This is a genomic window from Corynebacterium drakensteinense (assembly GCF_041224285.1).
In the GTDB taxonomy this organism is placed as follows: Bacteria; Actinomycetota; Actinomycetes; order Mycobacteriales; family Mycobacteriaceae; genus Corynebacterium.
In genome coordinates this window covers 13,294-28,585 of the sequence record NZ_JAXOFP010000026.1, presented here as the reverse complement: position 1 = coordinate 28,585, position 15,292 = coordinate 13,294, and the positions used below count along the sequence as shown (strand labels likewise).

The window sequence follows — 15,292 nt, the reverse complement described above, 5'->3', positions numbered from 1 at the left end:
GTGATAGGCTCATCCCCGCATGCGCGGGGAAAACTCTTGGGCACTCGGATGTGGTGACGACCAGAGGGGCTCATCCCCGCATGCGCGGGGAAAACCGGGGGTGGCCAGTAGTCGCGTGGTGCCGGTGGGGCTCATCCCCGCATGCGCGGGGAAAACTTAGCCAAACGAGGCCACGGGAAGTCCCGCGCCGGCTCATCCCCGCATGCGCGGGGAAAACAGGTTCATGGTTTTTTCCTCGTGCTTTGATGCGGGCTCATCCCCGCATGCGCGGGGAAAACCCTCTTTGAACTGGTTCAATGGAGGGCAATCGAGCCAACTAGATACAACTTATCATGCGGTAACTATCCACATGAAGCCCCGCTAGCGCGGGGAAGAATGAGAGCCATTATCAAGTAAGGGCTCACCCCTGCTGTCGCAGGGACAGTGTTTAATTTAATACCCCGAAAACCACAGCTCAATAACACCACTTGTAAACGTGATGCCTTATTTGTTAACTTACTAGATAAAGGCACGTTGGAATCAAGATTGAGCCACCACGTGGGCCTTGTTATTACTAATAAGAACAACTCGAAATAAGCGCCACAGAAAGCACACAATGAGAACTCCACCACTTTTACCAAAATCTACAATTGATTTTGCGAACACCATGGAATCGTGGGTGGCAAGTAAAAGCCGCCAGGCGAAATCATTGTGGGCAAAAACTGGTGACGAATCCGGACATCTCAATCTTCCGCAGCACCTCGCTGACAGCGCATGCGCCGCCGCTGCCGTCTTTGACATCTGGGTAAGCAATGCCACTAAACAGAATCTCAGCCGCCATCTTGGAATTTCAGTAGAACAGCTTCGTATCCTGTACACATTCCTAGCTGGAACACATGACATTGGAAAAGCGTGCAAAACCTTCCAGACCCAAATTGAAGCAACCCAAGACTATTCACACTTAGTAACCAACGTGACAGATGCCGGCTTGGACACCACAAAAAGCACACTCGAACTAGGCAGAGGAAAAATGCCCCACGGAGTTGTTTCTGGGGTTATTTTACAGTCCTGGCTTACCGCGCATGGCGTAAAACCAAAATTAGCAATCTGGCTCTCGTCGACCGTCGATGCTCACCACGGTATCGCGTCGCCAAGCTCAGAACAAGACGCCATCGCACGGGTCATCGCAGATTATTCCCAATCTTGGCGCAATGTCCACAGCGAATTGCTTGACGCGATGGCAGAAGCGACAAATTTTCACGAAGTCATTGCCCCTCTAGGCCGAGCACGAAATTACCTGGCAGGCGATGCCCAACTGCTTACAGGGCTAATCGTCATGGCCGACTGGATCGCGTCGAACGCCGAAGCTTTCCCGATGCAGGTCACAAAGAGCCAAGTCGAACGAATCACGAATGGCATGGCCACCACAGACCTCACCGAACCATGGACGACGGATCTGCCGCCCCAAAACATCGACCTCTTTTTCAATGAATCGTTCGGCTGGCCAGAAACGTTCAAAGCGCGGAGCATCCAAAAAGCCATGGTAGATATCGCCCAGGGCATACAAGAACCCAGCCTTATTATCCTCGAAGCCGAAACCGGCGTCGGCAAAACCGAAGGCGCCCTGGCGGCAGCCCATGTTTTGGGACATGCACAGCAGTCGCAAGGCATATATTTCGCTGCTCCTACCATGGCCACCGCGAATGGCCTTCTCGAACGCACCATCAACTGGGCCGAACGCACCACGGAGACGTCGTCAGTCGCATCCCTCTACCTTGCCCATTCCAAAAACCAATTATCCCAGCCTTACCAAAAACTCCGGTTTCGCGGCATCGGAGAAAACAGAATCGACCCCAATAATTCGAATAAAACTAGTGGTGATGTCGTTGCTAGTTCTTGGATGAGCGGTCGACGACGCGGATTGCTCTCAAACATTGTCGTAGGCACAGTGGACCAGGTTCTCATGCTTGCTCTACAGCAGCGTTACTCGATGCTCCGGCACGCGGCATTAGCTGGAAAAATCATCATCTTCGATGAGGTTCACGCCTACGACGCCTATACTTCCGATTACTTGGAAACCACCCTCGAATGGCTCGCGTTTTACGGCGCATCCGTCATCATGATGTCCGCCACCCTGCCACCCCAACGTCGTCAAGCACTCATTGAGGCATATACCGGGGTGCAAACTGATGAATCTCCGCAAGCATATCCACTGATCACAGTCGCCAATGAAACGACAACGCAGTACGTGACGCCGGAACCAACGCCAACTAATCTCGTCGCGCAGGTTCACACCATCGGCGATAAACTCGCTGAGCTCACGATTCTGCTGCAAGATTTGCTTGTCGACGGCGGTTGCGCGCTGATTATTTGCAACACGATTGCCCGTGCACAAGATACGCTGGCTGCTGTTGAAGAGAAATTCCCCAGTGAAGTCGAACTCCATCACGCGGGGTTTACTGCACGTGATCGCACGGCAAAAGAAGATGCGCTCCGTGCTCAGCTCGGACCAAATGCTGACCGTTCGACGACGCGCCCGTTCCGCAAAATCGTCGTTGCAACCCAAGTTGCCGAGCAAAGTCTTGATATTGACGCAGACGTGTTATTCACAGACATTGCCCCCATTGACCTACTAATACAGCGTCTTGGCCGCGTTCATCGCCACCATCGACCAGCCACCGATAGACCTGCAGCGCTGCGTAATCCCGCCATGTACGTCCGCGGAATTCATACCCACAGTCCGATTCCGGAGATAGATAGCGGGGCTATGACAATTTATGATCCAAAAATCATCCTCGCAACGCTGCTGCACCTACCGGATACCTTTCGCCGACCCGACGACATCGAGCCGCTCGTGCGAGAAGTCTACGACGGGGAACAAAATATTCCCGCCGCATGGCATGATGCTTGGCACGCTGCCGACGAGGAAAGTCGGGCGCGGATGGAGCGCGCACATGCGCGTTCTCAGACCTATCGCACGTGTTCACCATTCGCTGCTAAGAGTTTGGAGAGACTATTCGAGAGAAAACACCAAGATACCGTGAACAACAATGATGAAACCGGCGCTGCCCAAGTACGAGACGCTGAACCGGCCGTAGAAGTAATCCCCATCGTAGAAACTGAATATGGCTACACCCCCTGGGGTAAGGACACCGAAATTCTGCAAGGTTCAGAATTGAATTATTCGGATGCTTTCTACCTAGCAACGAGTACCGTACGGCTACCAACGCGAATGACGAGGTACGACCGGGATTTTGACGACGTGATCAGCACACTCGAGAAAAATACGCCCGAGGAGTGGTCACAGCACTTTTTGCTGAAAGGACAGCTTGCACTCGCACTGGATACAGACAGCTCGTGCACATTAGGACGGTTTCGTGTTCGTTATTCCAACCGCCTCGGAATCGAATGTTTGATCGATGACGGCAACGTTCGTGTTACCGACAGCAAATACGCTTAACTGCAAACACCAAGACAGCTAATCAACTGACCGTACAAAATAAGAGGTGATCATTATGCCCACTGCCGAACCAAGAGATACAGCCGCACCCGGCACTTTTAATCTCATCGATGAGCCCTGGATTCCATGTCGGACTCTCGATGGTGCTCGCAGCTTAAGCATTTGTGAAATTTTCGATGGTTCTGGCAAAGCCCTAGCGATCGTTGGAGATTCTCCTACGCAAGATTACGCAGTTTTACGCGTCCTTCTCGCAATTTTCTGGCGCGCACACCACCATGAACACGCGGAAGAGCTCACAAACCGTCGTTCCCTTGCACAGTTTGAGTGGGACGAATGGTGGACTGATACCCGTGCACAATTAAACTCCACCGGCATTGATGATACCGTCCTGGATTACCTGACGACGGTTCATAACCGTTTTGATTTACTCGACGCGGAAAATCCGTTTATGCAGGTCGCAAATCTGCACACCTCATCGAATACTCAACAAGAAGTAGCACGCATCATTCCTGACGCAGAACAAGATTACTTCACCATGCGTACCGCCGCGGGCCGGCAAAGTTTGTCCTACCCCGAAGCAGCACGGTGGTTGATTCACACGCACGCCTTTGATTACTCCGGAATTAAATCTGGCGCGGTCGGTGATGAGCGAGTCAAAAGTGGCAGAGGGTACCCCATTGGTCAAGGCTGGGCAGGGATGACCGGCGGCACCTATGTCATCGGCAGCAACCTATTAGAAACACTCATTCTCAACACCCCAGAATCGGCCGTCATCGACACTGGCAAAGATAAACCGGTCTGGGAACGAAAACAGGATACCGCGGCTCAACGCTCCAAAGAACCCCAGCCACAAGGACCAGCTGACCTTGCCACCTGGCAGTCACGTCGCGTGAGGCTATTCGTTGACGAAGACCGTGCGCTAGTAACACGAGTCTTGGTAAGCAACGGGGATCAAATCCCTGATGCCGGAAAAAATGTCCTCGAAGATCCGATGACCCCTTACCGCTTTAGCCCCAATCAATCGAAAAAAGGCCTGGATGCCTACTACGCACGCCCTTATGACACGCAGCGAACCATGTGGCGCTCACTCGATCCGCTGATCGTCGTCGATGGAGATCCTGGATTCAAAGGGAAAGATCGCGCTCCCATCAGGCCTGCAAACCTCGACAACCTCGCACGCATTTCCAAGGTGACTGGGAACTCTGAGACTCTCGACGTCGCTATCGTATCGATGGAATACGGAGCACAATCGTCATCAGTCGCAACCATCGTGTCTGCGAATATCGGATTACCCCTGCACCTGTTGCGTGACGACAGCCTGTCGACAGCACACCGGCAAATCGTTCGCGATGCTGCCCAAGCAACCAAAAATGCCGCAATTTCTTTGGGCTGGTTCTCTGGACAACTGGCAGTAGCTGCAGGCGGTGACTACGCCTTTGATGCCGACGCCGCTGACCGCCTATACACGATCCTTGAACCACAATTCATTTCTTGGCTGCGCAACCTTAGCCCAGATGACATCGACGATCAGGCCACGGCATGGCAGAAGCAAATCAAGCAAGAGCTCCTGTTCATCGCCGAAGAGCTCGTTCGAGGCGCCGGACAAAAAGCGATGATTGGAAGAACTCTAGAAGGAGATGATGAAGCAAATGCACGAATTATTAATGCCGGATCGTTGTACCGGGCATTGCGCTACAGACTGAGAAAGGATCTACCGCTGCTAGAGAACTAGAAATCTACTACAACTCAAGGAAAACTGATGACTGAAACAAATCTCAAACACAGTGTCAGCTCCACGGTGTCACAGCTGCAACGTGACTATCTCGAGCGTGGCCAGACACCGGACGGTGCACACGCTCGGGGTGTGCTTGCAGAACTCCGGAAGAGCGTATCTCGTAGTGTCGAACACGACCCGCTGAGTTTACAACGCGTACTCATGACCATGAATCCCCCACTCAGCGACATAGAACTCGGACGCTCGGACGCCATGTCGCCATCTGAAAAGGCAGCCTTCCACGCCCTGTCGCTGTTCGGACTGCACATGCAGAGCGCATCAGCACCAGTACACGTTGCCTCTGCATCCTTTGCTCACGCATGCGGTCAGCTCTACCGCGGGGCAGACAGCAAATCGATCAAGCTTCGATTCGACGCGATGCAGGCTGCTGGTAGCGAAGAATCCCGCATCATTCACCTTCGCTCACTGATTTCCCTGCTGCGGTCGCAACAGCTGGGCTTTCACTACGGGCAATTCGCCGTGGATCTGCGTAACCTGACTCACCCGCAACGCCGTACCGGGGTTCTGCTGCGGTGGGGCCGTGATTTCGCCGTCGGAGCTATGCGCCCGTCTGCACAAACCAAAACCGAACCAACTTCTTAATCTTCTCACCCGAAAGGACAATTTTATGTCTCTCATCGTTGATATCCACGCTCTGCAAACCATTCCTCCATCACTGATCAATCGTGATGACACCGGCTCACCAAAATCCGCCGTGTTCGGTGGAACCCCACGTCAGCGAGTGTCTTCACAATCGTGGAAACGCGCCATCCGTAAGTTCTTCGAGGACAATTTTGATCCAGAGCAGATCGGTGACCGTTCTAAGCGTTTGCCGGAAAAAATCGCTCGCAAACTCGAAGACGCTGGCTTGGAACAAGCTGAGGCAATCAGCCGGACAGAACAGCTTTTCAAAGCAGCCAAGATCAAGACCTCGGTACAAAAGCTATCCAAGAAAGAAATTGAAAACGGAGTAGAGGCAAACCCATACCCCGAAACTGGATACCTGTTGTTCTTGAGCCAGCACCAAATTGACCGCGCTGTGTCAGAGTTGCTGGAACGCCATGGCGAAAATTTGAAGAAGAATGAGGCCCAAGAAATCCTGGACACCGGACACTCGGTGGACATGAGCATGTTCGGTCGCATGGTCGCTGATGATGCTGCGTACAACGTGGACGCCTCGGTACAGGTTGCCCATGCCCTGGGAATCCACGCGAGCGCACCAGAATTTGATTTCTTTACCGCAGTCGACGATCTGGCTGAAGAAGGTGAAGAAACTGGCGCTGGCATGCTCGGCACCGTCCAAATGATGTCATCGACGCTGTACCGTTACGCCACTGTCAACGTTGATTCACTCACCGAGAATCTGGATTCCCGCGAAAACGCGATCCAAGCAACAGAACAGTTCATCGATGCTTTCATCAAGTCGATGCCAACAGGCAAAATTAACACCTTTGCCAACCAAACTCTGCCAGAACTTGTCTACATCACGGTGCGGGATTCCCGATCAATTTCGCTGGTTAATGCCTTTGAATCACCAGTTGAGGCTACCGAATCAGCGTCTCGTCGCGAGGTTGGCGCACAGAAGCTCGCAGAAGAAGCCCACGATATTGAGACTGTCTACGGCTTCACACCGCGTGCTGCATTCGTGCTTGGTATCGGTGATTTGACGAAACCATTCCAGGATCTCGCAGAAACCATCACGCTCCCGGAACTCAAGGATAAAATCACCGATGAGCTACACCGCGCAGCTGGAGAGTAAAAATGACGTATTCACTGTTACTGCTATTGAAAGGGCCACTCCAGTCTTGGGGCGATGCCTCACGGTATAGCACCCGTGCCACGGCTGAACGCCCCAGTAAGTCTGGGATTATCGGCTTGCTGGCTGCTGCCGAAGGGCGTCGGCGCACAGACTCGGTGGAAGACTTAGCAGCACTGAAATTCGCTGTTCGGGTCGATCAGTCAGGAAGACTGCTGCGCGATTATCAGACGGCACAACCGTGGCAAACTAAGCCCACGGCGTCTGCGAAACTATCAACCCGATATTTCCTGTCCGATGCAGCGTTCGTTGTCGCCATTGAGTCAGACACCAAAGAGCTCCTCGACGGCATGGCCGAGGCACTTCGCAACCCGAAATTTCCGTTGTTCATGGGGCGGCGTTCGTGTCCAGTGCATCCAGGGCTAGTCATCGGAGTCACCGAGCACGATGCAGAAACCGCGCTTCGTCAGCATAAAACCTGGCATGCCACAAAAAACCACCAAGAGAACTCTCCGCGGACTGTATACCTCGCAATTTATCGCGATGCTGAAATCACCGAAGAAGGTGCAGAAGCACGACAAGACGTGCCTATTTCCTTCGACCCACAACACCGTCAATACGGGTGGAGAGGTGTAATCCGATGCGACGATGTGACTCTCGATAACCCACAAGGCAGAGAAATCAGCTCTGATCCGGACCAATTTTTTGAGGCGGTGCTACGCGCATGACCACACTGACACGCGTACAAATCAACCCAGCTCGTCGCGGAGGGCGAAAACTCCTCACCGATCCACAAGCCATGCACGCTGCGGTGCGAGCATCGTTTCCACCAGACTTAGACGACTCCACTGCACGCGTCCTGTGGCGTGCTGATAAACGACAACATGACCATGTGCTCTACATCGTGGGCCCCGAAAAACCCACTGGCAACCACTTAGTGGAACAAGCCGGTTGGGAAACCCGCCCCGCAGAATCCGCGGATTATCAACGCTTCCTTGACACGTTGATGATCGGACAACACTGGCATTTTGAACTCGTTGCTAACCCAACCTATTCGGAGTTCGAAAAAGGCAAACGCGGGAAAGTACGGGCACACGTATCAGCCAAACATCAGCTGAATTGGCTACACAAAAAAGCCGCTCAAGCTGGTTTCGAGGTTGACACAGCTGCAATCACTGAGCGCTGGACCGACCACTTCCACCGTTCAAAGCAGAATGGAAAAAACAGTCGACCAGTGCGCATCGCAAAAGCTCGTTTTACAGGTACCTTGCGGGTCACTGATGCAGCCAAGCTGCGTACTGCCCTTACCCAAGGAATCGGTCGGGCCCGCGGCTACGGATGTGGCTTACTCACTCTCGCACCGGTGCGGTAGCGGCGATGCCCACACCAAATGAAGTACCGGTCACGCGCAAAGCCCTATCTCAAATGAGTGACCGCATCTCGTTCCTTTATGTGGAACGAGCAGTGGTTAACCGTGATGGAAATGCACTCACCATCATGGATCAGCGGGGCGTGGCTCACGTACCAGCCACGAAACTCGCTGTGCTCATTCTCGGCCCCGGCACCCGAATTACTTATGCAGCCATGGCGCTGCTCGGTGATGCTGGTGCAGCAACGGTCTGGGCTGGGCAGCGTGGTGTTCGCTATTACGCTCACGGTCGGCCACCAGCCAAGTCTTCGCGCATGGCAGAAATTCATGCAGGAATCGTCACCAACCAGCGAAAACGTCTGGACTGCGCACGAAAAATGTATAGTTTACGTTTTCCCGGTGAAGACGTATCTGCCCTGACCATGGCGCAATTGCGCGGGCGCGAAGGTGCGCGCATGAAAAGAGTCTATGCTGCAGAGGCCAAACGCACCGGGGTTTCGTGGAACCGCAGGGAATACGATCCCAACGATTTTGATGCTGCAACACCCATCAACCAAGCATTAACTACAGCGAGCGCATCGCTGTACGGCATCGCACACGCTGTCGTAGTTGGGCTAGGATTCATTCCCGCATTAGGAATTGTTCATAACGGCACCGACCGGGCATTCGTGTACGACATCGCAGATCTCTACAAAGCTGAAATCGCTATTCCCGCAGCTTTTTCAGCCGTGGCAGCCGCGCCAGATAACCCAATTCCTCTCGTTCGACGGCTCCTACGCGATGCAGTCGTCGACAAGCGCCTCATGCAGCGAATGGTCCATGACCTCAAATCTGTCATGAACGTTCCTGACGAAGAACCATTCAGTGACGCTGAGCTCTACTTATGGAGTGAGTTGGAAGTGGTCTCTGCAGGCATGAACTGGTCCGAATTTGAAGAGGCGCAACCGCAATGATCGTTCTCATCGTGACTGCGTGCCCAGCCGGGTTGCGCGGCGACCTAACAAAATGGCTCACCGAACTCAGCCCAGGGGTTTTCGTCGGCACTCCTTCTGCCCGCATCCGTGAATTGTTGTGGGCAAGAACCATCGAGCTATGCAAAGACGGCCGGGCCCTACTTGTGCAAGCAGCGAAGAATGAACAAGGAATGGAGTTTCGCACCCACCATCATGATTGGGAGCCAGCCGATTTCGACGGCCTCACCCTGCTCATGCGCCCGCAAAAACGAAAAACCGGCACCCGACGGACCGGTTGGAGCAATGCCAGACGACAGCGGCGTTCTTACAACCAGCGATGACTCCCAATCCTCGTCGCTTCCCACATAACATAACACCGGTGTTATGTTATGTGGGAAGTTAAGGTGTTATGCTCGGGTGCTCTCTTGAATCCTTGACGACACGCTAGCGTTGCTTTGGCGTTCTTCTTGGATTACTCGGCGTTTATAAAAAATGATAGTGAAATGCGTACCGCGAGTTTTTATACTTCGGCGGCGGCATGAGCGCTTTCGAAAGTGCTTGTTCGATCACCGCAATACCAGAACCCCTGTTTTCCGTGACGGGGCCGTCATCAGCAAACAAGCCCCTGGCCGAGCACTGGATCACTGTTTCCACCGGGACAGTCGGTGACTCCTATGACAATGCTTTGGCCGAAAACGTCAACGGGGGCCTAACCAGAATGCGCTCATTCATAGCCGAAGGTGGGTAGACGTTGTCGAGGTGGAGATCGCGACGTTTGAGTGGGTGAATTGGTGGAATGAATCAAGGCTTCATCAGAGCCTTGGTTACCGAATGCCAGCCGAGGTTGAATCAGAGTTGTGGAGCCATCAACCGGCCCCAGAAATAATGGAAATTAAGACAAATGCCTAGGAACAAAACCTAGGACGCTTCAAAATACCACGAATCCAATAATTAACACGGGTCCGTGAAGTCAGCATTGTTATTCAACGAACGAGCATTGCCACCATACTGGGATTTAAGACGACATACCTCATTCACGTCATGCCCAGCATCGAAGTAGATGGCATAAACTTCTCCTCCATCAACTTTGCCACGCAGTGAACTACACTTATCACCTTTGAGCAGCCTAGAACCTGGGTATTTTTGATGAACACGGTTAGTTTCCGGAGCAGGATTAGTGCCAGGCGGGATGATCACTGACTCGGCGATGAGAATATAACGACCATCGCAAAGTTCACTACCACCAGCTGTATCAACCTGAGTATCGCTAGCAGAAGAGCCACCGCGACAAGTCAAAACTTCCTCAACCAAACTCGCTGGCGCGCCCGCGGCTTCCAACTTGTTGCGGTCATAGCAGGAAAAACCCGTAAAGGTCGTATCATCTGCTTGATAACGTTGCCAACTACCATTATTCCACTGGAATACTCCGGTATGATCCGTTCCTTGGTCACCAGCATACAGCCAGGCGTCATCGCAATGCATTTTTATTGGCCGTCGCAACTCAGTCAGCAGCTCATCCGCATAGCGACCACACTTCTCCTCAAGGGAAACACCTGCATTTTTGATAGGTTCTGCAGGCTTCGCTTTCGTGGTGCGTGCCGCCGAAGATTCCGTACTAAGACTTGTGGCTGCCTCTTCATCCTCGCTCTGAGCAGCTTCAGAAGCAGATTCAGATTTTTTGGGCGCGCTCGCAGACGAGCTCGCAGCAGCCGCCTCATCCGAACCGTCCGAGTCACCAGAACTACCCGCACTCATCGCTGCCCACGCAATACCGCCGACAACCACAACAATTGCAGCAGCCACTGCCAAAATCTTCACGGTGTTGCTGCCCGTCGCCGTAGCACCAGCGGAAGCTCCTGGGCCGGTAACACCCCGGTCATTCTTCGGGTCAGCTTCACCCCAGCTGTTCTTGGGGCCGGTAACACCCCAGTCATACTCAGAGTTTGCGGATCCAGAATTACCCCAGGAATATTTGTCAGAATTTCTATCAGACACTAGCTGGCCCCTTAAAGCACAACGTCGAAAAGCACTCAGATATACACAGTATGATTCAGACCATACTAAATCTGTTGCTCGACTGGGGAGACTTCCCCAATCGGGGTTCAATCTGGTTTTTTAAATGGCACTTTCGGAGCGGTGACCACCGGGTCGAGCGGTTGCGCTTTCCTCCACCTCGTACCAGCAATCCATGCAAAGGGCGCGGAGTCTGTTTCTTCATGCGGTACCAACCGCACAGACACTGATTCCCCATCTTTGGGCACAGGAAGATCAAGTTGTTGTGCGATTTCCCGGTGATATTTGAAGTCACCAAGAATGACGACACCTTCTGGCTGTAGCGCGCTACGCGATCCCCCGTTGTAGCGCACACGCTTCATATAGTCTTTTTGCTGCGCCACGGTTGCGACGATTCCTCGGGGGATGATCATTTCTTGCGCGGTACGAAAGAGCTCGTTGAGCCGTGCAGCCCCAGAAGAGTAATTCAATATTCGGTCTCTATCTTCCTCCGACAATTGCAACAACGTGTTGGGAGGAAACGGCGCATCAAAATGCAGCCACACAATCGAGTCTCTGCCATGTTTAGCGATACTCCGTTTGCGATCACGGTTGCCACCTTTAGTCAGTATTTCGTCTTGAATGTGGACGAAGCCGACGCGAAACGTACTTTTAGCGTCGTCCGCATGGCAAAGCATGCCATAGTGTCCGAGGGCTTCCATCGGGATCATCCAACCAAAGGGATTTTTCGAGTACTTGCAGTCAACGTTAAGATTAGAGATTTCAAAATCCATGAATTCTCCATCTGTAATGATGTCGCTGAATTCCCGACAAATATTAATTTCTACAATCGAGCCCAAATGTGCAGATTCAGTTTTACTCAGCTGCTCGATGGAATAGCGCCCGGTATTTTGTCCGTCATAGATCTGGTCTAATGATTCCCGGAACACCCGCGCCATGCGGGTTCCATCCGGATCAACCTTCTGAAAGGTAAGCACTAACTGCTGCAGAGCATCTTTCGGCGTCATTTCTGAGCTCACGTCGACCCCCTAAAGTAGTTCCAACTGTCGCACCCGGGTGGGTTCGGCAGACACAAAGCCGTCGGCAATGGGTAATTTCTGCAGGGCTTTTTTAATCTGTTCACCGAGTGCTTGTGCCACTGGTGGTGGAAAAGCATTGCCGACCTGCCGCCATTGTGCGGTTTTTCCGCCGGCCCACTGCCAATCATCCGGGAAACCTTGAATCACTCCACCCATGCGGACGGTCAACCGCGGCATAGCTTGTGCTGGATCAGCCGTGAAATCTGCAGACGGTGGTTCGGCAGCAATCGAGGTTCCTTTTACCCCAAGGTTTTTCCAGGCTTCTTTCGCTCGGGTAGGCCCCACATCAGGTCCTCCGTGCTTCTTGCTGCCGCCCACCAGCGTCGGTGCAACTTTATTCGCATTACGCGCCCACTGTTTCGCACCTGGCCAACCATTTTCCGCCATGAGCTCATACAGTGCTTGGCCCACGGTGACATGCTCGGTAGCAGCCTCGGGCCAACTAAAAAACTCCGCAAACTCATTTTTGAGCGCGACCAGAATAAACCGTGGACGCAGCTGCGGCACACCATAATCTGCTGACTGCAGCAGCTTCCAAAATGACGTATAGCCCAAGCTTTCTAACCGACGAATAATGTCATTGCGGTAAGCGGTGAATCGTTGTTGCCCAAGCCCTTTGACATTTTCGAGCAACACCGCCGAGGGATTGATCTCTTCGACTAGACGCAATGCTTCGGGAAAAAGATCGCGTTCATCATCAGCGCCTAGCTGTTTACCCGCGATAGAAAACGGTGGGCACGGCACACCCCCTGCGAAGAGATCGATCTGATCCCGCCATTGCGTACCGTCGAAATCGTGCACATCCATTTCGTGCACGTTCCAGCCACCATGCGGCCCAGTTTCTCCGCGATTCAACCGCAGAGTCTCAGCTGCCCAGTTATCAATTTCTACTACCGCCGCATGATCAAATCCCGCGTTTTCCAACCCGAGTGCTTGCCCACCTGCACCAGCACAGATCTCCAAGGAGGTCAGTCGCGTTGATGTCATTGGCGGATCCTTTCCGAAAATGCGGGGCACCAGTGTTGTGTTCCGCTTGCTCGTTACCAAGCATAAACATGATCTAAACACACCCACTAAAAATACTCGAACATAAGTTCGCTTTAAGCGTGAGGTCACATGCTCGCCCCAAGGCCACCCCAGAGCTAGCCCCCAGGGCCACCCCGCCCCCAAAAACCTAATCCAGGATCTGCTCCCGCAGAATCGACATCGGGATCGAGCCATAGCTCAATGCCTCCGCGTGGAACTGCGGCACGCTCATGCCCTGCGCCACCGCAGCATCGCGCAAATCCGACCACATGCGCTGACCCAACGCATACGACGGCGCCTGCCCCGGCCAACCCAAGTAGCGGTCCAGCTCAAACGACAACGTGGCCTCATCCAACGCACAATTATCACGCAGGAAGTTCCTGGCATAACACACATCCCAGTGGCCCGGACCATCCGGCACCTTCTTGCCCAGGTGCATACCAATATCCAGCACCACGCGGGCCGCACGCAAACGCTGCGCATCCAGCATGCCCAGGCGGAAGCCCGGATCATCCAAAAAGCCCAAATTCGCCATCAACTGCTCGGCGTACAACGCCCAGCCCTCACCGTGGCCAGAATTCCAGCAGGCCACACGGCGCCACAGGTTCAGGTTCTCCCGCTCCATCAGCGTCTGCCCCAACTGCAAATGGTGGCCCGGAACGCCCTCGTGGTACACCGTCGTCAATTCCTGCCAGGTGTGGAAGGTGGTGGTTTCCTTCGGCACCGACCACCACATACGGCCAGGGCGGGCGAAATCATCCGACGGCGGGGTGTAGAAAATGCCGCCGGTGCCAGCTGGATCAATCTTGCACTCGATGGTGCGCACCGGCTCCGGAATATCAAACTCCGTGCCGTGCAACGCGGTAATCGCGGCGTCGGCTTTCTCCTGCATCCACTCCACCAACGCGTCGGTGCCACGCAAAAGGTACTTCGGATCCTGATTCAGCCGACGGAAAACCTCGCGACAATCCGTCTCGTCGTCGTAAATCTGCGCTGCAGTCTTGCGCTGCGCCTCGCTGATCTCCCGCAGCTGCTCCAAGCCCCACTGGTAGGCCTCATCCAAATCGACGCTATCGCCAACGAAAAGCCGGGAAAAACGCTCGTAGCGCTCACGGCCCACCCCATCGCGGGAACTAGACTGCGGCACCACTTCCAGCGTCAACCAATCCGCAAACTCACCAAACGCTGCCTTGGCTTCCTGCACTTCTTTACTGTGCGAATCCAGCCCCAGATCCTCCAACAGCGAACCAGGCTGCGCCAGATCCTCACACTGGTTCACCACGGCATCCACCTGACGGTACTTCGGCGCATGCCCATGCGCGCAGGCATCCTTCAGCGATTCGCGGTACCCATCCAAGCTGTTGCGCACCAGGCTCAACCGCGAACGCAGGTTATCCAGATCCTCGGTGGACTCATTAGGCATAAGCACCAAGGTGTCGCGGATGGTTTGCACCGGCGAGGCGATGTTATTCAGCGCCGCCTCAGTTTCACCAGCGTGGTGTAGATCCAGTTCGAGCAATAGCTGGTCGCGCAGTACGTTCGCGGTGACGTAATCGACCTCGTCGAAATCGTCGTCGTCGTCAGACTCGTCGGTGGCCTCGTCGAGCGCATTGACGTCTTCGATCATCTCACGGGTGCGGTCAGCGACGGCCTCGTAATACTCCGGCGAGAAATCCTCCAACTTGTCGTCGTAGCCCGCAATACCCCACGCGGTGGCCTCGGTGGGTGAGAGCTCTGCCAAGTCATAGACAAAATTCTCGCAGGAAGCATCAAGCAATGACGGCGGACGCTGGGTGCGTTCTTGCCGCGCTTGCTCGTCGGCCCTCAACTGCTGCCCGGCGCGGTTTTCGCGCACGTCTGCGGTGGGTTCGCTACTCATAGCA

14 protein-coding genes and 1 CRISPR repeat array are annotated in these 15,292 nt (G+C 53.9%); of the genes, 10 read left to right on the top strand and 4 right to left on the bottom strand.

Annotation, left to right across the window (positions count from 1 at the left end):
• Positions 1-6: 6 nt before the first annotated feature.
• Positions 7-278: a CRISPR direct-repeat array (repeat unit 28 nt; unit sequence GGCTCATCCCCGCATGCGCGGGGAAAAC).
• Positions 279-595: 317 nt separating this feature from the next.
• From cas3 to U1140_RS10835, 10 genes are all read left to right on the top strand, one after another.
• Entirely contained in the window at positions 596-3,439 is a 2,844-nt protein-coding gene (gene cas3 / locus U1140_RS10880; RefSeq protein WP_369847871.1) for a CRISPR-associated helicase Cas3', read from the top strand.
• Positions 3,440-3,494: 55 nt separating this feature from the next.
• Complete coding sequence (gene casA, locus U1140_RS10875) at positions 3,495-5,171, top strand: type I-E CRISPR-associated protein Cse1/CasA (protein ID WP_369847868.1); 1,677 nt, start codon at positions 3,495-3,497, stop codon at positions 5,169-5,171.
• 27 nt (positions 5,172-5,198) lie between these two features.
• A complete protein-coding gene (gene casB, locus U1140_RS10870; RefSeq protein ID WP_306514905.1) occupies positions 5,199-5,816 on the top strand; it encodes a type I-E CRISPR-associated protein Cse2/CasB in 618 nt (205 codons plus the stop codon).
• Positions 5,817-5,841: 25 nt separating this feature from the next.
• Positions 5,842-6,972 carry a type I-E CRISPR-associated protein Cas7/Cse4/CasC gene (gene cas7e / locus U1140_RS10865; RefSeq protein ID WP_369847866.1) on the top strand — a complete coding sequence of 377 codons (1,131 nt, stop codon included), beginning with the start codon at positions 5,842-5,844 and terminating at the stop codon, positions 6,970-6,972.
• Positions 6,973-6,974: 2 nt separating this feature from the next.
• Positions 6,975-7,697, top strand: a complete 723-nt coding sequence (gene cas5e, locus U1140_RS10860) for a type I-E CRISPR-associated protein Cas5/CasD (RefSeq protein ID WP_369847865.1) — start codon at positions 6,975-6,977, stop codon at positions 7,695-7,697.
• On the top strand, positions 7,694-8,341 hold the full coding sequence (gene cas6e, locus U1140_RS10855; protein WP_369847863.1) for a type I-E CRISPR-associated protein Cas6/Cse3/CasE: 648 nt from the start codon (positions 7,694-7,696) through the stop codon (positions 8,339-8,341). The genes cas5e and cas6e overlap by 4 nt, the downstream gene beginning before the upstream one ends.
• A gap of 5 nt (positions 8,342-8,346) precedes the next feature.
• Positions 8,347-9,291, top strand: coding sequence for a type I-E CRISPR-associated endonuclease Cas1e (gene cas1e, locus U1140_RS10850; protein WP_369847862.1), 945 nt, complete (start codon positions 8,347-8,349; stop codon positions 9,289-9,291).
• On the top strand, positions 9,288-9,632 hold the full coding sequence (gene cas2e, locus U1140_RS10845) for a type I-E CRISPR-associated endoribonuclease Cas2e (protein ID WP_369847861.1): 345 nt from the start codon (positions 9,288-9,290) through the stop codon (positions 9,630-9,632). The genes cas1e and cas2e overlap by 4 nt, the downstream gene beginning before the upstream one ends.
• A 197-nt stretch (positions 9,633-9,829) precedes the next feature.
• Positions 9,830-10,039 (top strand): hypothetical protein, encoded by a 210-nt coding sequence (locus U1140_RS10840; protein ID WP_369847859.1) that lies wholly within the window; start codon positions 9,830-9,832, stop codon positions 10,037-10,039.
• 11 nt (positions 10,040-10,050) lie between these two features.
• A complete protein-coding gene (locus U1140_RS10835; protein WP_369847858.1) occupies positions 10,051-10,200 on the top strand; it encodes a hypothetical protein in 150 nt (49 codons plus the stop codon).
• Between the two features lie 42 nt (positions 10,201-10,242).
• Here U1140_RS10835 and U1140_RS10830 read toward each other — a convergent pair whose 3' ends face one another.
• The 4 genes from U1140_RS10830 to U1140_RS10815 form a co-directional block, all read right to left on the bottom strand.
• Positions 10,243-11,286 (bottom strand): hypothetical protein, encoded by a 1,044-nt coding sequence (locus tag U1140_RS10830; protein WP_369847857.1) that lies wholly within the window; start codon positions 11,284-11,286, stop codon positions 10,243-10,245.
• A gap of 107 nt (positions 11,287-11,393) precedes the next feature.
• A complete protein-coding gene (locus U1140_RS10825; protein ID WP_369847856.1) occupies positions 11,394-12,323 on the bottom strand; it encodes a NaeI family type II restriction endonuclease in 930 nt (309 codons plus the stop codon).
• A 9-nt stretch (positions 12,324-12,332) separates the two neighbouring features.
• On the bottom strand, positions 12,333-13,370 hold the full coding sequence (locus tag U1140_RS10820; protein ID WP_369847854.1) for a DNA cytosine methyltransferase: 1,038 nt from the start codon (positions 13,368-13,370) through the stop codon (positions 12,333-12,335).
• 187 nt (positions 13,371-13,557) lie between these two features.
• Positions 13,558-15,288 carry a DUF885 domain-containing protein gene (locus tag U1140_RS10815; RefSeq protein WP_369847853.1) on the bottom strand — a complete coding sequence of 577 codons (1,731 nt, stop codon included), beginning with the start codon at positions 15,286-15,288 and terminating at the stop codon, positions 13,558-13,560.
• Between the last annotated feature and the right edge of the window lie 4 nt (positions 15,289-15,292).